General features: G+C 59.3%; 20 protein-coding genes. 11 read left to right on the top strand and 9 right to left on the bottom strand.

All coding sequences use genetic code 11. The features are described from left to right. Nucleotides 1–52: 52 nt before the first annotated feature. Nucleotides 53–1,879, bottom strand: coding sequence for a long-chain-acyl-CoA synthetase (locus tag ACWIKB_RS12865; RefSeq protein WP_475267222.1), 1,827 nt, complete (start codon nt 1,877–1,879; stop codon nt 53–55). Nucleotides 1,880–2,222: 343 nt separating this feature from the next. On the opposite strand from ACWIKB_RS12865, the gene ACWIKB_RS12860 reads away from it, so the two are divergent. Beyond that, complete coding sequence (locus tag ACWIKB_RS12860) at nt 2,223–2,501, top strand: DUF3509 domain-containing protein (protein ID WP_054048577.1); 279 nt, start codon at nt 2,223–2,225, stop codon at nt 2,499–2,501. Nucleotides 2,502–2,721: 220 nt separating this feature from the next. On the opposite strand, the gene mtnC is transcribed toward ACWIKB_RS12860, so the two are convergent. From mtnC to aroC, 5 genes are all read right to left on the bottom strand, one after another. Continuing rightward, complete coding sequence (gene mtnC / locus ACWIKB_RS12855; protein WP_475267220.1) at nt 2,722–3,405, bottom strand: acireductone synthase; 684 nt, start codon at nt 3,403–3,405, stop codon at nt 2,722–2,724. A 4-nt stretch (nt 3,406–3,409) separates the two neighbouring features. Beyond that, nucleotides 3,410–3,955 carry a 1,2-dihydroxy-3-keto-5-methylthiopentene dioxygenase gene (locus tag ACWIKB_RS12850; protein ID WP_123510739.1) on the bottom strand — a complete coding sequence of 182 codons (546 nt, stop codon included), beginning with the start codon at nt 3,953–3,955 and terminating at the stop codon, nt 3,410–3,412. Nucleotides 3,956–4,048: 93 nt separating this feature from the next. Next, the gene (locus ACWIKB_RS12845) at nt 4,049–4,675 is read right to left on the bottom strand and encodes a methylthioribulose 1-phosphate dehydratase (RefSeq protein ID WP_475267218.1); all 627 of its coding nucleotides are present in this window, start codon (nt 4,673–4,675) and stop codon (nt 4,049–4,051) included. Further along, the gene (locus tag ACWIKB_RS12840; RefSeq protein ID WP_475267216.1) at nt 4,672–5,817 is read right to left on the bottom strand and encodes an MFS transporter; all 1,146 of its coding nucleotides are present in this window, start codon (nt 5,815–5,817) and stop codon (nt 4,672–4,674) included. The genes ACWIKB_RS12845 and ACWIKB_RS12840 overlap by 4 nt, the downstream gene beginning before the upstream one ends. Before the next feature lie 34 nt (nt 5,818–5,851). Next, nucleotides 5,852–6,943 carry a chorismate synthase gene (gene aroC, locus ACWIKB_RS12835; protein ID WP_103402587.1) on the bottom strand — a complete coding sequence of 364 codons (1,092 nt, stop codon included), beginning with the start codon at nt 6,941–6,943 and terminating at the stop codon, nt 5,852–5,854. Between the two features lie 84 nt (nt 6,944–7,027). Between aroC and ACWIKB_RS12830 the strand changes: the two genes are divergently transcribed. Then, nucleotides 7,028–8,026, top strand: a complete 999-nt coding sequence (locus ACWIKB_RS12830; protein WP_475267214.1) for an alpha/beta hydrolase — start codon at nt 7,028–7,030, stop codon at nt 8,024–8,026. 110 nt (nt 8,027–8,136) lie between these two features. Further along, on the top strand, nt 8,137–8,928 hold the full coding sequence (locus ACWIKB_RS12825; protein ID WP_475267212.1) for a hypothetical protein: 792 nt from the start codon (nt 8,137–8,139) through the stop codon (nt 8,926–8,928). 92 nt (nt 8,929–9,020) lie between these two features. Here the strand turns inward: ACWIKB_RS12825 and prmB are convergent, their stop codons facing one another. After that, nucleotides 9,021–9,929, bottom strand: coding sequence for a 50S ribosomal protein L3 N(5)-glutamine methyltransferase (gene prmB, locus ACWIKB_RS12820; protein WP_475267210.1), 909 nt, complete (start codon nt 9,927–9,929; stop codon nt 9,021–9,023). Between the two features lie 252 nt (nt 9,930–10,181). Here prmB and ACWIKB_RS12815 point away from each other — a divergent pair, with 252 nt between their 5' ends. From ACWIKB_RS12815 to ACWIKB_RS12795, 5 genes are all read left to right on the top strand, one after another. After that, a complete protein-coding gene (locus tag ACWIKB_RS12815) occupies nt 10,182–10,772 on the top strand; it encodes a cysteine hydrolase family protein (RefSeq protein WP_475267208.1) in 591 nt (196 codons plus the stop codon). A 131-nt stretch (nt 10,773–10,903) separates the two neighbouring features. Next, the gene (locus ACWIKB_RS12810; protein WP_123510723.1) at nt 10,904–11,224 is read left to right on the top strand and encodes a hypothetical protein; all 321 of its coding nucleotides are present in this window, start codon (nt 10,904–10,906) and stop codon (nt 11,222–11,224) included. Between the two features lie 87 nt (nt 11,225–11,311). Further along, nucleotides 11,312–11,869, top strand: a complete 558-nt coding sequence (locus tag ACWIKB_RS12805) for a Smr/MutS family protein (protein ID WP_305505490.1) — start codon at nt 11,312–11,314, stop codon at nt 11,867–11,869. A 77-nt stretch (nt 11,870–11,946) separates the two neighbouring features. Beyond that, the gene (gene folE / locus ACWIKB_RS12800; RefSeq protein ID WP_003204506.1) at nt 11,947–12,492 is read left to right on the top strand and encodes a GTP cyclohydrolase I FolE; all 546 of its coding nucleotides are present in this window, start codon (nt 11,947–11,949) and stop codon (nt 12,490–12,492) included. A gap of 104 nt (nt 12,493–12,596) precedes the next feature. Next, nucleotides 12,597–12,968 (top strand): glutathione S-transferase N-terminal domain-containing protein, encoded by a 372-nt coding sequence (locus tag ACWIKB_RS12795; RefSeq protein WP_054048702.1) that lies wholly within the window; start codon nt 12,597–12,599, stop codon nt 12,966–12,968. A 188-nt stretch (nt 12,969–13,156) separates the two neighbouring features. Here the strand turns inward: ACWIKB_RS12795 and ACWIKB_RS12790 are convergent, their stop codons facing one another. After that, on the bottom strand, nt 13,157–14,323 hold the full coding sequence (locus ACWIKB_RS12790; RefSeq protein WP_475267205.1) for an aminotransferase-like domain-containing protein: 1,167 nt from the start codon (nt 14,321–14,323) through the stop codon (nt 13,157–13,159). An 81-nt stretch (nt 14,324–14,404) separates the two neighbouring features. Here ACWIKB_RS12790 and ACWIKB_RS12785 point away from each other — a divergent pair, with 81 nt between their 5' ends. From ACWIKB_RS12785 to ACWIKB_RS12775, 3 genes are all read left to right on the top strand, one after another. After that, nucleotides 14,405–14,851, top strand: coding sequence for a MarR family winged helix-turn-helix transcriptional regulator (locus ACWIKB_RS12785; RefSeq protein WP_475267203.1), 447 nt, complete (start codon nt 14,405–14,407; stop codon nt 14,849–14,851). A gap of 334 nt (nt 14,852–15,185) precedes the next feature. Then, on the top strand, nt 15,186–16,535 hold the full coding sequence (locus tag ACWIKB_RS12780; protein ID WP_475267201.1) for an NCS2 family permease: 1,350 nt from the start codon (nt 15,186–15,188) through the stop codon (nt 16,533–16,535). A 64-nt stretch (nt 16,536–16,599) separates the two neighbouring features. Further along, entirely contained in the window at nt 16,600–17,226 is a 627-nt protein-coding gene (locus ACWIKB_RS12775; protein ID WP_475267199.1) for a LysE family translocator, read from the top strand. 171 nt (nt 17,227–17,397) lie between these two features. Here the strand turns inward: ACWIKB_RS12775 and uraH are convergent, their stop codons facing one another. Next, a complete protein-coding gene (gene uraH / locus ACWIKB_RS12770; RefSeq protein ID WP_010456673.1) occupies nt 17,398–17,751 on the bottom strand; it encodes a hydroxyisourate hydrolase in 354 nt (117 codons plus the stop codon). Between the last annotated feature and the right edge of the window lie 307 nt (nt 17,752–18,058).

Genomic DNA, 18,058 nt, shown 5'->3' with positions numbered 1-18,058 from the left:
AGCGCTCCGGCGCCTGTCACTCCTTTTTTCTCATGGGCGGCCATAGCCAGATTCAATAGCGGTACTTGCCCGAGTGAATATCCGCCAGCACTTGCCCGGTGACTTGCACGTAGGTCTGGGTGCCCGGCAGCCAGGCGTAGATCGGGTCATCGCCGGTCTTGCCGGGGTCGAAGGCTTCGTCCTTGAGTCGGGTCTTCTGGTATTTGAAGGTCCCGGTGGTTTCCATTTTCACTTTCACCCGCAGGAACAATGGCACGGCATAGGCGGGCATTTGCTGGCGGGCAAAACTCAGCAATTCACTGAAATCCAGGGTCGCCAGGGACTCGGCAGGCGTAATCGCCGCCATTCCGGCGCGACCATTGGTGTTGCGGATTTCCACACCGTAGGCCACCGCCTCGCAGATGTTCGGGTGCTTCAACAGGATGTTTTCGACCTCGGTGGTCGAGACGTTCTCGCCCTTCCAGCGGTAGGTGTCACCCAGGCGATCAACGAACTGCGCGTGACCGAAACCAATGTTGCGCAGCAGGTCACCAGTGTTGAAGTAGCGATCACCCTTGGCGAACACGTCGTGGAGCACGACTTTCTCGGTTTTCTGCGGATCGGTGTAGCCGTCCAGCGGCGCCTTGTCATCGATTTTCGCCAGCAACAAGCCCTGCCCGCCCTTGGCCACTTTGCTCATCAAACCCTTGGCGTTGCGAATTGGCGCACCGCTGTCGTGGTCGTACGCCACCAGTTCCCAGGACATCAGGGAAAACCCGATGGTGTTGTCGAAGTTGAGGATATTGGTGAAACCGATGTTGCCGTCGCTGGCCGCGTAGAGCTCGCAGATGTGACTTACCCCAAAGCGCGTCTTGAATTCGCGCCATGCGCCGGGACGCAGGCCGTTGCCGATCATCTTGGTCACGCCGTGTTTGCTGTCGTCGGCACTGACCGGTTGATCGACCAGGTAACGGCACAGTTCGCCGACATAACCGAGGGTGGTCGCGCGGTATTTGCGCACGTCGCTCCAGAACTGGCTGGCGCTGAATTTGCGCCGAATGGCAAACCCCGAGGCGCCGCTGATGGCCGAGCCCCAGCACACGCAAAGCCCGGTGGCGTGATAAAGCGGCAAGGTGCAATAGACGACATCTTGCGGCTGCATATCCAGGGCAATCATGCCGAAGCTCGCGGAGCTGCGCATCCAGCGCCCGTGCTTGAACACCCCCGCCTTGGGCAACCCCGTGGTACCGGAGGTGTAGATATAGAAGCAAGTGTCATCGAAAAACACTTGCTGACTGCTGGCCGGGTTGTCGTCGGGTGCATCAGCGCTGGCCATCATCAGGTTGACGAAGCTGTCGGGCGAAATGCCCGGATAGCTGTAGGTGTCGCGGTCAGCGACGAACCAGGTGCGCGTCGCCGGAATGGAAACCCGCTCGCGAACCGCCGAATACGCCGGCACCAGTTCTTCGCCGACAATGATCGCCACCGGCGCCACCAGGTTCAGGCTGTGGGCCAGGGTATCGCGGGTTTGCGAGGTATTGAGCAAGGCGCTGATCGCCCCGACCTTGGCCACCGCCAGGATCGTGACCAGCAACTCGGGACGGTTTTCGATGAAGATCGCCACCACATCGCCCTTGCCGACGCCTTGGCCGATCAGGTGATGGGCAATCCGGTTGGCCCACTGATTGACCTGTGTATAGGTCAGCGCCACCTCATCTTGCAGTAACGCCATGCCGTCGGGATTGCGCAACGTGGCTTGTTCGAAGGTCCAGCCGAGGCCACACGGTTGGGTCGGGTCCGTGACGTTAGCGACCTTCATGCCCTTCACCACCCGGGGAATGGCTTTGGCGATGGTCGGCAGTTTGCGGAGCATCATGCCCCAGGTAATCGTGTCGCTCATGGTAGCTCCCGTTCGATCTTCTTATTGTCGGGCGGCGTTGATTGAGCCCGAAAATACGTCAGCGGTTCTGGAGCTGTACACGCGGTTTTTGCAATGTTTTGTATCCGCCGTCGATACCAGTGAAAACGCGAACCCTGGCGGTGTGATTCGTTCCATCAAATTGCGCGAGACCACGCAAAATGCAGGATGCACGATGGCCTTTCATGCAGATTGCACGAAAGCAAAAAACCGTCATATAAATAACTTATTGATTTATAACGACTTTTAAAATTTCAGGTGCTGGCACAATCGCTGCAACTACCTCTCCATGCTTGCTAATCAAGTGCTAACGGAGCTGATAGACATGAGCCTGATCCAAGAAAAATTTACCTCGCTGTTCTCCAACTTCGACGTGACCACCCAGGCACGACCTGACGGCGGCATCCTGCTGACACTGCGCAGCACCGAAGGCAAAGTCTTTAAACGTTCGATTTCCTACCAGCAATTGCATGCTGGCGATCAACTGTCGTGGGTGATCAGTGCGATCCGCCGTGACCTGGCTGAACAGGCCAGTGAACTGCCACAGATCTCCATGCTGCAAAGCCAGCAACGGTTTGCACTGCCGACTTATCATTCGGCGTAAATCGTTCGACGCTGTAAACAAACAGGCCGTGAGAGCTTTCGCTTCACGGCCTGAGTTGTTACTGGACTCACACAAATATCTGGACTCACACAAATATCTGGACTCACACAATCCCTGTAGGAGCGAAGCTTGCTCGCGAAGACGTCGGGTCAGCCAACACTGATGTCGCCTGGCACACCGCCTTCGCGAGCAAGCCCGCTCCCACAGGGTTATGTGGGGTTTAGAAGGTAGATGGATCAATCCGCGCGAAGCTGTCGACGGTCACATGCCCGGCTAACTCACCACCCTCTCGCGCCAACCCGCAAGTCGCCATACCCGCGGTGCGCGCCGCGTCGAGTTCCTCGACGATATCGGACAGGAACAGAATCTGCCCCGGCTCCAAGCCAATCGCCTGAGTAATTCGCGCGTAAGACTGCGCCTCACGCTTGGGTCCCGAGGTGGTGTCGAAGTAACCGCTGAACAGCGGCGACAAATCCCCCGCCTCCGAGCAGCCGAAGATCAGCTTTTGCGCCTGGATCGAGCCCGAGGAATACACAAACAGTTGATAACCGTCCTGATGCCAGCGCTTGAGCGCTTCAACGGCATCGGGGTAAACGTGGCCCTTCAACTGACCTGCCTGATAGCCCTGCTCCCAAACCATGCCTTGCAACGCCTTGAGCGGCGTGGCTTTGCGATCTTCGGCGATCCAGCCCAGGAGGATTTCGATCACCCGTTCAGCGTTCGCCTCGGGTTCATTACTGTCCCGGCGCACGGCGTCCAGTTGCTCGGCAACGTCCGCCCGTGCGGCGTGCTGGCGAACGAAGTCCGGCAGGTGTTTGGCAGCGTAGGGAAACAACACGTCGAACACAAAACTCACCGCGCTGGTGGTGCCTTCGATGTCGGTGAGAATCGCTTTGATCGGCATCGGCTCAGTCCTCCAGGCGCGGGAAGCGATTGGCGATGTCTTCGCCGGTGAACTTGGCGACCCAGCCTTCCGGGTTATTAAACAGACGGATCGCGACGAAATGCGGATGCTCGCCCATGTCGAACCAGTGCGGCGTGCCGGCTGGCACCGAAATCAGGTCGTTTTTCTCGCAGAGCACGGCATAGACGTAATCGTCGATGTGCAGGGTAAACAGCCCACGGCCGGCAACGAAAAATCGCACTTCGTCTTCGCCATGGCGGTGCTCATCGAGGAACTTGGCGCGCAGTTCGGCTTTTTGCGGGTGATCGCTGTTCAGGCTGATGACATCGACGGTGATGTAGCCACGCTCGGTCATCAGCTTGTCGATTTGTTCCTGGTAAGCGGCGATTACTTCTTCCTGGCTGGCGCCGGGCTGGATTTTCGCGGTGGCTTGCCAGCGGTCGAAGCGCACACCCTGTTCAGCCAGGGTCGAGGCGATGTCTTCGAAGTGGGTCAGGACCTTGTTCGGTATTTCCGGGCTTGAAACGTGATAAACGGACAGGCTGCTCATGGGGCAATTCCTCGGTATCAGCCGCGCCTTCCGGTTCTTTCAGACCGGTCAGGCCAGGCGTTTCATCAGGCAAATGGGCTACTTCTGGTGAAGTCAGCCTTGGCGGTTCATGACGCTGCGGGTCTTCAACTCGCATTCGAACAAAAATTCAAAGGCCTCGATCTGGCGTAGCGCATCGCTCATGCGTGCGCCCCAGGTGTAGAGGCCGTGGCCGCGAATCAAGTAGCCGACGCAATCGGGATGGGCGTCCAGCCAAGGCTGCACCTTGGCGGCCAGGCGCGCAATGTCCTGATCATTGTCGAAAATCGGTACCCGCACCCGGGACTCGTGGGTGGAAATGCCGCTGAAGGCTTTTTGCAGTTCGTAGTCTTCGAATTCGATGAAGTCTTGCGGGGTCAGGCGCGAAAGCACCGTAGCGTTCACCGAATGGGTGTGCAGCACCGCACCGATTTCCGGGCGCCAGCTATACAGCTGGGTGTGCAGCAGGGTTTCGGCGGACGGCTTTTTGCCCGGTTCAAGGCTGTTGCCCGACAGGTCGGTGGCCAGCACATCGTCATGGCCCAACTGGCCTTTGTGCTTGCCGGAGACGGTCAGCAGCGCTTCGGTCGGTGACAGGCGCGTCGAGTAATTGCTGCTGGTGGCCGGCGACCAGCCGCGACCATACAAAAAACGCCCGGCGTCGATGATTTCCTGGGCGAGGTGTTCACGGGTAAGGCTCATGGCCGGTCCTCTTGCATACGTGTGGCAATGATAACGGCAGCCGCGAAGGCTGCGAGGCTGGCGATACTAAAGGTCAATGTGGCGCCGAGGGCATTCCAGCTGTAGCCGGAATACAACGCGCCGAGTGCGCCGCCAGTGCCGGCCAGTGCCGCGTACAACGCCTGGCCCTGGCCTTGCTGGCGTGCGCCGAAACTACGTTGCACGAACTGGATGGCAGCCGCGTGAAAGCTGCCGAAAGTGGCCGCGTGCAACACCTGCGCGAGCAGCAGCACCCACAAAAATTCAGCAAACGAACCTAGCAGCAACCAGCGCAGGGCCGCCAGCAGAAAACTCGCCAGTAACACCCGGCGAACCGAGAAACGCGCCAGGATCTTGCTCATGGCCAGGAACATCAGGACTTCAGCCACCACACCGACTGCCCAGAGCATTCCGATCACGCCACGGCTGTAACCGAGACGCTCAAGGTGCAAGGTCAGGAAGGTGTAATACGGACCGTGACTCATCTGCATCAGCGCCACACAACCGTAAAACGCCAACACGCCGGGGCTGCGCAGTTGCTTGAGGAAGCCCTCCCCAGTCACTCGTTCGCTCTGCACCGGTTGCGCGTTCGGCACCCACACGCTGCTGACGACGATCCCGGCCATGATCAGCACCAACGCGAAGGGATAGACATCCAGGCTCAGCCATTCGAAGACCCGCCCGAGCGCAACCACGGTGATGATAAAACCGATAGAACCCCACAAACGGATCTGGCTGTAACGAGAGGTCTGGCCCTTCAGGTGCGCCAAGGTAATGACTTCGAACTGCGGCAGCACCGCGTGCCAGAAGAACGCGTGCAAGGCCATGACCATCGCCAGCCAGGCGTAGGTTTTACTGACAAAAATCAGCGAGAACGTCAGCAGCGTGCAGACCGCGCCGAAGCGCACGATGGCCAGGCGTCGGCCGGTGTAGTCACCGAGCCAACCCCAGATGTTCGGCGCCACGCAGCGCATCAGCATCGGGATCGCCACCAGTTCGCCGATGCGCGCGCTGGAAAAACCCAGGTGATCGAAGTACAGCGCCAGGAATGGCGCTGTCGAACCGAGCAAGGCGAAATAGAACAGATAGAAACTGGAAAGCCGCCAGTACGGGAGCGCCGCCAAAGTCGTCAGACCAAAGCGGCTGTGAGGTCAGCCATTAAAGCTGACCCAACACCGGCGTGCTCACCCGCACATCGGCGTTCTGCCCACGGTGACGCAGCAGGTGATCCATCAGCACGATGGCCATCATCGCTTCGGCAATCGGCGTGGCACGGATGCCGACGCACGGGTCGTGACGGCCCTTGGTGATCACGTCCACCGGGTTGCCATGGATGTCGATGGAACGGCCCGGCGTGGTGATGCTCGACGTTGGCTTCAGCGCCAGGTGCGCCACGATTGGCTGACCCGACGAGATCCCGCCGAGAATGCCGCCAGCGTTGTTGCTGAGGAACCCTTGCGGAGTCATTTCATCGCGGTGTTCGGTGCCGCGCTGGGCGACGCTGGCGAAACCGGCGCCGATTTCCACGCCCTTGACCGCGTTGATGCTCATCAGCGCGTGGGCCAGTTCAGCGTCGAGACGGTCGAAGATCGGCTCGCCGAGGCCGGGCATCACGCCTTCAGCGACCACGGTGATCTTCGCGCCGACCGAATCCTGGTCGCGGCGCAACTGGTCCATATAGGCTTCCAGTTCCGGCACCTTGTCCGGGTCGGGGCTGAAGAAGGCGTTTTCTTCCACCGAATCCCAGGTCTTGAACGGGATCTCGATCGGACCGAGCTGGCTCATGTAGCCACGAATGACGATGCCCTGGGTCGCCAGGTATTTCTTGGCAATCGCCCCCGCCGCCACACGCATCGCGGTTTCCCGCGCCGAGCTGCGACCGCCGCCGCGATAATCGCGTTCGCCGTATTTGTGGTGGTAGGTGTAGTCGGCGTGCGCCGGGCGGAACAGATCCTTGATCGCCGAGTAGTCCTTGGACTTCTGGTCGGTGTTGCGGATCAACAGGCCGATGGCGCAACCGGTGGTGCGGCCTTCGAACACGCCGCTGAGGATTTCGACTTCGTCGGCTTCCTGGCGCTGGGTGGTGTGGCGGCTGGTGCCGGGTTTGCGGCGGTCAAGGTCACGCTGCAGATCCTCCAGGGAAATCTCCAGACCCGGCGGGCAGCCGTCGACAATGGCGACCAACGCCGGACCATGGCTTTCGCCAGCGGTGGTGACAGTGAACAGCTTGCCGTAGGTATTGCCGGACATGCGGGACGCTCCGTGAAATCGAACCTGAATACGTAATGCGCGCCAGTATACGCAGGCTACCCAAGTAGTTCATCCTCGAACCTTATGGGTGCCCGCGAGTCCAACCGGCATCTTGTTCATGATGGCGTGATGATGCTGCGAGTTCTAGCCTTGAGCCTTACCCTGTTTACTGGCTTCGTCCAGGCAACCGTCCTACAACGGCCGATCACTTTGGATACCGGCACCGGAGAGCTTTTCGGCTCTTTGTTGCTGCCAAAATCCGACACGCCGGTGCCGGTTGTCCTGATCATTTCCGGCTCCGGTCCTACGGATCGCGACGGAAACAACCCCGACGGGGGACGCAACGATAGCCTCAAGCGCCTGGCCTGGGTGCTGGCCAAACACAACATCGCCAGCGTGCGCTACGACAAGCGCGGCGTGGCGGCGAGCCTGGCCGCGACCCCGGACGAGCGCAATCTGTCGGTGGAAGCCTATGTCGCCGACGCCGAAGCCTGGAGCCAGAAACTCAAAGCTGACCCGCGCTTTGGCAAACTGATTTTGCTGGGCCACAGCGAAGGCGCGCTGATTGCCACGCTGGCGGCGCCGAGCGTCGATGCGGCGGCGGTGATTTCCATGTCCGGCAGCGCTCGGCCAGTCGATCAGGTACTGCGCCAGCAACTGAGCAATCGACTGCCACCACCGTTGATGCTGCGCAGCAATGAATTGCTCGACAGCCTCAAGGCTGGCCACACCGACGACAATGTGCCGCCGCAATTGCAGGTGATTTTCCGTCCGAGCGTGCAGCCGTACCTGATTTCGCTGTTCCGCCAGGACCCGGCGGGGGCCTTCGCCAAACTGAAGATGCCCGCGCTGGTCATTCAGGGCACCAGCGATATCCAGGTCGGTGTCGGTGACGCCAAGCTCCTCAAGGCCGCCAAACCGGACGCCGAACTGGCAGTGATCGAAGGCATGAACCACGTCATGCGCATCGTCCCCAACGATGTGAAGCGGCAATTGGCCTCCTACAAGGACCCGAATTTGCCGCTGGCCGCCGAACTCGGCACGCGCATCCTCGGGTTTATTGACGGACTTCGCTCCAGTTAAGCGCTGTTTAAGCGCTATTTGCCCTCCAGTCTTGAAAAAAACGGCCGATAAGCCTTTGTCGCCAGCGTTATGACTGGCGGCAAGCAGCGCTTGGACAGGACCTCGCCGTTATGACTGATACCCCGACTTCACCCGACACCACCGCTGAAAAAGACACACCGCCAGCGGTCGAGCTGCCGTGGGCGGACGTCCACGTCGAGCACCACAAGATGCTCCGTCTGGCGCCGCTGCAGACCGACCGCAACACCGGCGGACGGCCATTGCGCTTTGTCGAGTTCGGTTACGCCGAGCGCAACGACAAGCAGCGCAGCCTGATGCGCATGACCATCTCGCTGCCCGGCCAGCGGGTGCGCAAGGAACAGAATCATCTGGACGTCTGGGTCGATCACGAAACCAGACGCGTGCATTTCGGCCCCGCCAGCGGTTTGCAGATTGAACCGATGAACCGTGGTATCGGGCGCTACCTGGCCGCCCAAGGCATTACCTGGGCGAAAAAGCGCTGGCCTGCTTATACCGTCGACGGCAGCGATCTGAACAACAAGGATGCGCTGAACGAAGACACACGCCTACGTCGCGATCACTTTTTGCGCATGCATGGTTTTGATGTGGTCTACGCCGACGCCCAGCATTTGAAAGGCAGCGTCAAAGAGGTGCAGGTCGGCGACCTGTTGGCGGACTGGAATCGCGAAAAACTGCAACAGGTGGAAATTCTCGAAGCCGCGCAGATGTTGCAGCAGGCCGAGCAGAACCTGGCCGAGCAGGAAGTGAAGCTCAAGAAACACGAAGAAAAAGTCAGCAAGTACAAGCGTGAAGACGCTGGGCTGCGCTTTACGATTACGTGCCTGGTGGCGTTTTCGGTGTTTCAGGCGGGGTTGTTGATCTGGATTGCTACGCACCGCTAATCCGCGGCGCGGCCATTCGCGGGCAAGCCTCGCTCCTACAGGGGGTCATACAAAATCCGTAGGAGCGAGGCTTGCCCGCGAAGCTTTTAGGGTTAAACGCGGGAAGCGAAGAGTGCCTGATGATCGCGGCACTGCTCCGCCGTCAACATGAACACCCCATGCCCACCGCGCTCGAAATCGAGCCAGGCGAAATCGACTTCCGGGTACAGCGCCTCGACGTGAACCTGGCTGTTGCCCACTTCGACAATCAGCAAACCCTTCTCGGTCAGGTGATTCGCCGCTTCGGCGAGCATCCGGCGCACCAGGTTCAAGCCGTCATCGCCGCAGGCCAGGCCCAACTCCGGTTCGTGCTGGTATTCGTCCGGCATGTCAGCGAAATCTTCCGCATCGACGTAGGGCGGGTTCGACACGATCAAGTCGAAACGTTGCCCCGGCAAGCCATCGAAACCATCGCCCTGAACCGTGTACACCCGCTCATCGACGCCGTGGCGCTCGATGTTCTGGTTGGCCACTTCCAGCGCTTCAAACGACAGGTCCGCCAGCACCACTTCGGCGTTCTGGAATTCGTAGGCACAGGCGATGCCGATGCAACCGGAACCGGTGCACAAGTCGAGAATCCGCGCAGGATCGCTGCCCAGCCACGGCGCAAAACGTTTTTCGATCAGCTCACCGATCGGTGAACGCGGGATCAGCACGCGCTCATCGACAATAAACGACATGCCGCAGAACCACGCCTCGCCCAACAGGTAAGCGGTGGGAATGCGTTCTTCGATGCGACGCTTGAGCAAGCGTTGCAGATTGACCAGCTCATCCTCTTCCAGATTGCAGTCCAGATAGCTGTCGGCAATTTCCCACGGCAGGTGCAGCGCACCCAACACCAGTTGACGGGCTTCATCCCAGGCGTTGTCGGTCCCATGGCCGAAAAACAGATCCTCCCCATGGAAGCGGCTGACGGCCCAACGGATATGGTCACGCAGGGTACGAAGTCGGGAAGTGATCACGGGGCAACTCCAAATAAAACGACTGGCAAAAAAACGACTGGCGATTCTAACAGCCAAAACGCGCCACGACGACGCAGGAAAAACACCGGATCAGATGTAGGACTCATCCATTTTTCCGGTTGGCTATTGAACAGAATGAGTATCTTGACAAGGCTGCAAGCCAGCAACGACGGTGCCTACGATGGTAGCGATTCACAGAACCGCTCAGCCAGAGGACAATGTCGCAAAAGCCCCACTCCAAGGAGCCCCAGAATGTCCGTTCCAAAAACGATGTTTCAACTCAGCGGTCGCGGTTATGCGGCGGCCAATCTGAGCCATGCGACCGTGGTCATCATCGATGCCCAGAAAGAATACCTCAGCGGCCCACTGGCCCTGAGCGGCATGGATGCTGCCGTCGCGAACATCAAGCAACTGGTGGCCGCTGCCCGTGCAGCCGGTCGGCCGATCGTGCACGTGCGTCACCTCGGCACCGTCGGCGGGCTGTTCGATCCACAGGGCGAGCGCGGGGAATTCATCCCGGGCCTGGAGCCACAGGCCGATGAAACCATTATTGGCAAGCTGCTACCGAGCGCGTTCCACGGCACCACGCTGTACGACCGCTTGCAAGAACTCGGCACTTTGGACCTGATCGTCTGCGGCTTCATGAGCCACTCCAGCGTCAGCACCACCGTACGCGCGGCGAAGAACCTGGGCTTCCGTTGCACCCTGGTGGAAGATGCCTGCGCGACTCGCGACTTGCCGTACAAGGGTGGCGTCCTGAGCGCCGAGCACGTTCAGCAGACCGAAATGGCGATCATGGCGGACAATTTTGCCACCCTTGCCCTGACTCACGAGCTGATCTGATCGACGTCAGATGAGCGGTTCATGCCGCCGCTCATCCGCAAAAGCCTATCATTTGCTGCAATTGCCTTAGCCTCAGGAACATCCCGGTCAACTCCCGGTCGAAGGGCCGATACCCATTGAGGAAGGTCGGAATGAAGTTATCCGATGGTTTTGACGCACGCCGCTTGCGGCCCAAAGGCCAAAGCAACTGGCGTTTTCGATTCGGCGCAGCCATTGCCGCCCTGCTGGCGATGCTCGGCGTGTTGATGACGCTGGCCGGTGTCGGCAGCCTGCTCGGCCACGCGCCCGCCATGGGCGAGCTGAACACCAACAAGGTCGGTTCGGCAGTGATTCTGGTGATTGGTCTGTTCGTTCTGTATATCGGCGTGTGGCTGTGGCGTCGCTGCCGTCGCCGTTCGCGCCAATCGCAAGCGCTGAACATGGCTCCGCATCTGATGAAAAAACACGACTGAATCCAGGGCCCGGCGTTACGCCGGGCGCCAATTGTTATGGATAGCGTCTCGACTTGGGTAAACTGGCCGCCCTTCGCGGAGGCTGACATGCAAGACGACGATTTTTCCCTGTTCAAAAGTGCGATCCAAGGCGTCAAGCCGATCAAGCACGATCGCGCCGAAACCGGCAAACCCAAGGCTGACCGCGCGCAGATCGCCAAGCTGCGTCAGGCCGCCACCGTGCGCACTGATGCCACCACCGTAGACGGGTTGTCCGATCAGTTTGTGATCGATGTCGGCCCGGAAGACGAGTTGATGTGGGCCCGCGACGGCGTTCAGGAAAGCCAGATCCGCAAACTCAAGATTGGCCAGATCCCGTTCGAAGGCAGTCTCGACCTGCACGGCATGAACGTGGAAAAGGCCCGGGAAACCCTTTGGGCCTTTCTCGCTGAAGCGACCAAATTCGAAATCCGCTGCGTGCGCGTCACCCACGGCAAGGCTGTACGCCTGGACGGCAAGCGGCCGATGATCAAAAGTCACGTCAACACCTGGCTGCGCCAACATTCACAGGTGCTCGGTTTTACCTCCTGCCAACCGAAACACGGCGGCGCAGGAGCGGTTTATGTGATGCTCAAACGCACCATGATGGAAGGTCGCGACGAGTAAAGCTGTCGCGCCACGCTTGCAGCGCCGTGTCCGCCACCGTACCCTTGCCCTTTGCGAAAAATCCCACAGGTAGTTTCATGTCCCTGGAACAGAATTACACCGCGATTCTCGGCCAATTGGGCGAGGACGTGTCCCGCGAGGGCCTGCTCGACACGCCAAAACGTGCCGCCAAAGCCATGCAGTACCTCTGCCGCGGTTATGAACAGACACTGGAAGAAGTCACCAACGGTGCCTTGTTCAGCTCCGACAACAGCGAAATGGTGTTGGTCAAGGACATCGAGCTCTACTCGTTGTGCGAACACCACCTGCTGCCGTTCATCGGCAAGGCCCACGTCGCCTACATCCCGAGCGGCAAGGTATTGGGGCTGTCGAAAGTCGCGCGGATCGTCGATATGTACGCCCGCCGCCTGCAGATCCAGGAAAACCTCAGCCGCCAGATCGCCGATGCGGTCCAGCAAGTCACCGGCGCCCTGGGCGTTGCGGTGGTGATCGAGGCCAAGCACATGTGCATGATGATGCGCGGTGTCGAGAAACAGAATTCGTCGATGATCACTTCGGTGATGCTCGGTGAGTTCCGCGAAAACGCAGCGACTCGCAGCGAGTTTCTCAGCCTGATCAAGTAATCTGCGGCACGAAGAAAACCGGCATTCATCGCCGGTTTTTTTTCGCCTGTGAAAAATCAGGTAAGCTGCGTGCCTTTCTCAATTCCCACCGTGAGGCTTTCAACGTGTTCGTAAAAGCGCTTCGTGTCGGCCTTGGCCAACTGATCATCTTCATCGACTTCATCACCCGCCCGGGCAAAAAACAGCGCCCGGCCGAGGCTCAGGCTCAGGTCAACTCCGCCGCCAAGGACCTGACCCTGTATCAGTTCCACGCCTGCCCGTTCTGCGTGAAAACCCGCCGCACCTTGCGCCGTTTGAACGTGCCGGTGGCATTGCGCGATGCGAAGAACAACGAACAGGATCGCCAGACCCTGCTGGACCAGGGTGGCAAAATCAAAGTGCCGTGCCTGCGGATTGAAGAGAATGGGCAGACCACGTGGATGTATGAGTCCAAGGTGATTATTGATTATCTGGATAAGCGGTTTGCAGCGGTCTGATGGGTTTACGGTGTTCTGACTGACGCCTTCGCGAGCAAGCCCGCTCCCACAGGTGACCGAGTTCCGTCAGGTGAAACGCGGTCGAATGTGGGAGCGGGCTTGCTCGCGAAGAGGCAGGCCCAGACACCACAAAATCCAGACAAAAATAAACCGGCCCCTGAGCCGGTTTATTCATTTCTACCCTCCCCTCAAGCCGCTTTCGCCACTAGAGCCTCCCTCACCACCGCCGCCAACCGCTTCACCCCTTCCTCCAACCGCGCCGGGTCGATGTGGCTGAAGTTCAGCCGCAGATGCCCGGGATTGTTGTCCGGGTCCGGAAAGAACGGTTCGCCCGGCATAAACGCCACATCCGCAGCCAGCGCAGCCTTGAGCAAGGTTCGAGTATCCAGCGGCTGCTTGAGCGTCAGCCAGAAAAACAGCCCGCCTTGCGGCACGTTCCAGTCTGCCAGATCAGAAAAATGGGTTTCCAGCGTCGACTGGAAAGCATCCCGCCGCACCCGATAGAAGTCCCGCAACTCGCTAAGGTGATGCTGGAATTTCTCAGTGCCGATCCATTGCAGTGCCTGCCACTGCCCTACCCGATTGGTGTGCAGGTCCGCCGACTGCTTGAGTTTCAACAAGTGCGGGAACAGGTCCGGGCTGGCAATCAGGTAACCGACCCGCAGGCCCGGCAACAGGGTTTTGGACACGGTGCCGGTGTAGATCCAACTGGCCTTTTTCAACCGACTGACAATCGGTGTGGCACTGCCGCCGTCGAAGGTCAGCTCGCGGTACGGTTCGTCTTCGATCAGCGTGACGCCGAATTCGTCCAGCAACGCCGCCACGGCATCGCGTTTGGCTTCGCTGTAGCGCACCGCCGATGGGTTCTGGAAGGTCGGGATCAGGTAGATGAAGGCGGGTTGGTGCTGTTCCATGCGCGCACGCAACTGAGCCAGGTTCGGGCCGTCGGCCTCCTGCGGCACGGTGATGCAGTCAGCGCCGAACAGCTGGAAAATCTGCAACGCTGCCAGATACGTTGGCGCTTCCAGCAAAATCTCGGTGCCTTTGTCGATGTAAAGCTTGGCGGCCAGATCAAGGGTTTGCTGGGAACCGCTGACTACCAGCACCTGACTCGCCTCACACGGCACGCCCAGCGCCCGCGCCTCGGCAGCCAGGGCTTCACGCAGTGCCGGCTCGCCTTCGCTCATGCCGTATTGGCCCATGGACAGCGGCATGTCGGCCCACTCGACTTTCGGCAGCATGACTTCAGCCGGCAAGCCGCCGGCGAACGACATCACCTCCGGGCGCTGGGCTGCGGCGAGGATTTCACGGATCAAAGAACTTTTAAGGCGCGAGACACGTTCGGAAAAAGCCATGGGGTCACCGGTAGCGAGGCCTGAGGAAAATGAGTCAAACTGGTTGACCGAAATTACGACAGCTTGAGCGGATACGTCAATATGCTTGACCTTAAAAATCCCACGACCCAGCAACATGCCATGGAAGCGTTTTTCTTCGGCTACCAGGCGTTCACCGCCAAGGCTGACGAAATGCTTGAGCGCCGAGGCTTGAGCCGGGTGCATCAACGCATCGTGTTTTTCATCGCCCGTTACCCGAACCTGAGCGTGAAGGAATTGCTGGCGTTGCTCGGCGTGACCAAGCAGGCGCTGAACATGCCGCTGCGGCAACTGGTGGAAATGCATCTAGTGAACAGCGTGGCGTCCGAGACCGACAAGCGTAAGCGGCTGCTGGAGTTGACCGAGGATGGCGCGCGATTCGAGCAGTCGCTGCGGCGTGAGCAGGTGAAATTGCTGGAGCGGGTGTTTGCTGAAGCTGGAGAGGCGGCGGTGGATGGGTGGTTGGCGGTGAATCTGGCGCTGGGGAAAAGCCAAATGACCGCGGACTAAGCGGACTGTCTGTTGGATTTTTATGAATTGATCTAGCGCCTTCGCGAGCAAGCCCGCTCCCACAGGTGATCGGGTTCCTTCAGGGGAATGCGGTCGAGTGTGGGAGCGGGCTTGCTCGCGAAGGGGTCCGAACAAGCGATATATCCCTATCGCCAAACTTTTCGTCGACAAAATCAAAAACATTATTTGCTTTATTTGTATACAAAAGCATAATCCACTTCGTGCGAGTTCCTGACCAAGCGGTCAACAAATTCGCAAGTGCCTCAAAGGGCCGCTGCCACCCTCATGGGTCCGGCCCTGGAAATAAAAATAAAACTCTTGAGGAGTACTCGCTGTGGAAAGCCGCAAATCCGAAGCCCCGTCGCTGGAACTCTCGCCGCCGTTACGCAATGGCTTGCTTGAGCGCATCTTCAAACTCACCTTGCACGGCACCACGGTGAAGACCGAGCTGATTGCCGGTCTGACAACCTTCATCACCATGGCTTACATCATCTTCGTCAACCCGAACATCATGGCTGACGCCGGCATTGATCACGGCGCCGCGTTCGTCGCCACCTGCATCGCCGCTGCGCTGGGCTGCCTGTTGATGGGCCTGTACGCCAACTGGCCGGTCGGCCTGGCGCCGGGCATGGGCCTCAACGCATTCTTCACCTACACCGTGGTCGGCACCATGGGCTACAACTGGGAAACCGCCCTCGGCGCGGTGTTTGTCTCCGGTGTGTTGTTCATGATCCTGACCTTCTCGCGCATCCGCGAATGGCTGCTCAACAGTATTCCGGTCAGCCTGCGCTACGCCATGGGCGCCGGTGTCGGACTGTTCCTGGGGATCATCGGCCTGAAAACCGCCGGCATCATCGTTGCCAGCCCGGCGACCCTGATCAAGCTCGGCTCCCTGCGCGAACCCGGCCCGCTGCTCGCCGCCATCTGCTTCCTGATGATTGCCGTGCTCAGCTACCACAAAGTGTTCGGCGCAATCCTCATCAGCATCATTACCGTGACCGCCGCCGGTTGGGGCCTGGGCCTCGTCCATTACGAAGGCATCATGTCCGCCCCGCCAAGCCTGGCGCCGACCTGGATGGCCATGAACATTGCCGGCGTGTTCAACGTCAGCATGATCAGTGTGGTGCTGGCGTTCCTCTTCGTGCACATGTTCGATACCGCCGGAACCTTGATGGGCGTTGCTCAGCGCGCCAATCTGGTGAACGCGGATGGGCGCATCGAAAACCTCTCCCGCGCCATGAAAGCCGACAGCGCCTCCAGCGTATTCGGGGCGATGGTCGGTGTCCCTCCAGTAACAAGCTATGTAGAAAGTGCCGCGGGTGTAGCCGCTGGTGGTCGGACTGGTCTTACCGCTGTGACCGTAGGTGTGCTATTTATTGCCGCGATGTTCTTCGCGCCACTGGCTGGCATGATTCCGGCTTACGCCACCGCCGGTGCGCTGATTTATGTAGCGATGCTGATGATGAGCGGCATGGCGCACATCGAATGGGATGAAGCGACCGACAGCATTCCGGCGATCGTTACCGCGATCATGATGCCGTTGACCTTCTCGGTCGCCGACGGCATCGCGCTGGGCTTTATCACTTACGTGGTGCTGAAGGCCGGCACCGGCAAGTACAAGGAAATTTCCGTCAGTTTGTGGGTGCTCTGCGCGATCTTCATCGCCAAGTTCGTTTTCTTGTAAGCGGTCATAGCTTCAAACAGCCTCACCCCGTCGGGTGGGGCTTTTGCACATTAGGAGGAAAGTGATGAGTCTGGAAACCTGGCTGCTGTTCAGCGGCGCTGCGCTGGTGGTGATCCTGATCCCGGGGCCATTGTCTTTGCTGATGATCAGCAACAGCTTGAACTACGGTTTGCGCCGTTCTTACCCGGCGTTTCTCGGTGGGGTGATTGCGTCGATCTGTTTGCTCAGTGCGTCCGCGCTGGGTCTGGGCGCCCTGCTGCTGGCATCGGAACAGCTGTTCAGCGCGCTGAAGATCGTCGGCGCGCTGTACCTGTTCTACCTCGCCTGGCAGAGCTGGCAGCAATCGCGCCAGCCCTCCCACGGTGCCGAAGTGCCCCTGACGGCACCGGTGCCGCGCTTTCGTGCGCTGTTTGGGCGCGCGTTTGTGCTGGGCGCGAGCAACCCGAAAGACATCCTGTTCTTCGCCGCTTTCCTGCCGCAATTCTTGAGCGCCCAGCAACCATTCCTGCCGCAGTTGCTGGTGATGATTGCGACGTGGACGGTGCTGGATCTGTTGTGCAAGTTGGCTTATGGGCTGGGTGCACATGGCGCGGCGCGGTATCTGCGCAGTGGCAAGGGGCAGAGCTGGTTTAACCGGATCAGTGCCGGGTTGTTCAGTGGGGCGGGCGCGGCGTCGTTGTTGAGCCGTTAAGGGCAAAAGATCGCAGCCTCGTTGAACTCGACAGCTCCTACAGGGGAATGCGTTTCCATGTAGGAGCTGGCGAAGGCTGCGATCTTTTGACTTTCCCAAGGGCAAAAAAAAGCCCGCAGTGTGGGCGGGCAAAAGACCAAAGAAGCTTTATGCGCAGATTCTTGGGGGAGTCTAGCTTCCTCTGTAGGTCGAATAGCTGTACGGCGAAATCAGCAATGGCACATGGTAGTGATCCTGTTCGGCAGAGATGCCAAAGCGCAGCACCACCACATCCAGGAACGCCGGCTCCGGCAGTTGAACGCCACGGGCGCGGTAGTAATCGCCCGCATGAAACTGAACCTGATAGACCCCGGAACGGTAGTCATCGCCTTGCAACAACGGTGCATCGACACGGCCATCGCTGTTGGTGATCGCACTGGCGACCAATTCCAGTTGCGAGCCTTCAACGCGGTACAACTCGACCTTGATCGAGCTGCCCGGGCAACCGTGTGCAGCGTCCAAAACGTGTGTAGTCAAACGTCCCATTGATTCTGCGCGCCTGCCTGCATACAGCAGTCAGACCTCGCGCCTCCCGAAGTCAGTTAAAAAGGAGACCGCACCGTTTCGGAGCACGAAAAGCTGCGGCGAGCGACTGATTAAGACACTTTTCAAAAAAATTGTACACAATAAAAACGACATTTTTATCGCGACCACCGTCATCCGCGGATTCTCGGCCAATCTGACCACGAAGCATGCGTGCTGGGGACCTTCTATCCATTAGCTGACCAGTCAGGCAGGTTTCTTGCAGTAGCATCCCTTCATGACAGTTAATGAAAAATGCGAAAATTCAGGC

The organism is Pseudomonas sp. 5Vm1k (genome assembly GCF_056161485.1).
The sequence above is the reverse complement of the archived record's forward strand: the minus strand, read 5'-3'. Positions and strand labels throughout refer to the sequence as shown.

What these genes read in the sequence shown, in the direction of transcription:
- ACWIKB_RS12775 (WP_475267199.1), top strand. Translation starts at nt 16,600, where the DNA reads ATGAGTCTGGAAACCTGGCTGCTGTTCAGCGGCGCTGCGCTGGTGGTG.
- ACWIKB_RS12805 (WP_305505490.1), top strand. Translation starts at nt 11,312, where the DNA reads ATGCAAGACGACGATTTTTCCCTGTTCAAAAGTGCGATCCAAGGCGTC.
- ACWIKB_RS12825 (WP_475267212.1), top strand. Translation starts at nt 8,137, where the DNA reads ATGACTGATACCCCGACTTCACCCGACACCACCGCTGAAAAAGACACA.
- ACWIKB_RS12850 (WP_123510739.1), bottom strand. Translation starts at nt 3,955, where the DNA reads ATGAGCAGCCTGTCCGTTTATCACGTTTCAAGCCCGGAAATACCGAAC.
- ACWIKB_RS12830 (WP_475267214.1), top strand. Translation starts at nt 7,028, where the DNA reads ATGGGTGCCCGCGAGTCCAACCGGCATCTTGTTCATGATGGCGTGATG.
- aroC (WP_103402587.1), bottom strand. Translation starts at nt 6,943, where the DNA reads ATGTCCGGCAATACCTACGGCAAGCTGTTCACTGTCACCACCGCTGGC.
- ACWIKB_RS12860 (WP_054048577.1), top strand. Translation starts at nt 2,223, where the DNA reads ATGAGCCTGATCCAAGAAAAATTTACCTCGCTGTTCTCCAACTTCGAC.
- ACWIKB_RS12810 (WP_123510723.1), top strand. Translation starts at nt 10,904, where the DNA reads ATGAAGTTATCCGATGGTTTTGACGCACGCCGCTTGCGGCCCAAAGGC.
- ACWIKB_RS12815 (WP_475267208.1), top strand. Translation starts at nt 10,182, where the DNA reads ATGTCCGTTCCAAAAACGATGTTTCAACTCAGCGGTCGCGGTTATGCG.
- ACWIKB_RS12785 (WP_475267203.1), top strand. Translation starts at nt 14,405, where the DNA reads ATGCTTGACCTTAAAAATCCCACGACCCAGCAACATGCCATGGAAGCG.
- uraH (WP_010456673.1), bottom strand. Translation starts at nt 17,751, where the DNA reads ATGGGACGTTTGACTACACACGTTTTGGACGCTGCACACGGTTGCCCG.
- ACWIKB_RS12865 (WP_475267222.1), bottom strand. Translation starts at nt 1,879, where the DNA reads ATGAGCGACACGATTACCTGGGGCATGATGCTCCGCAAACTGCCGACC.
- folE (WP_003204506.1), top strand. Translation starts at nt 11,947, where the DNA reads ATGTCCCTGGAACAGAATTACACCGCGATTCTCGGCCAATTGGGCGAG.
- ACWIKB_RS12790 (WP_475267205.1), bottom strand. Translation starts at nt 14,323, where the DNA reads ATGGCTTTTTCCGAACGTGTCTCGCGCCTTAAAAGTTCTTTGATCCGT.
- ACWIKB_RS12845 (WP_475267218.1), bottom strand. Translation starts at nt 4,675, where the DNA reads ATGAGCCTTACCCGTGAACACCTCGCCCAGGAAATCATCGACGCCGGG.
- mtnC (WP_475267220.1), bottom strand. Translation starts at nt 3,405, where the DNA reads ATGCCGATCAAAGCGATTCTCACCGACATCGAAGGCACCACCAGCGCG.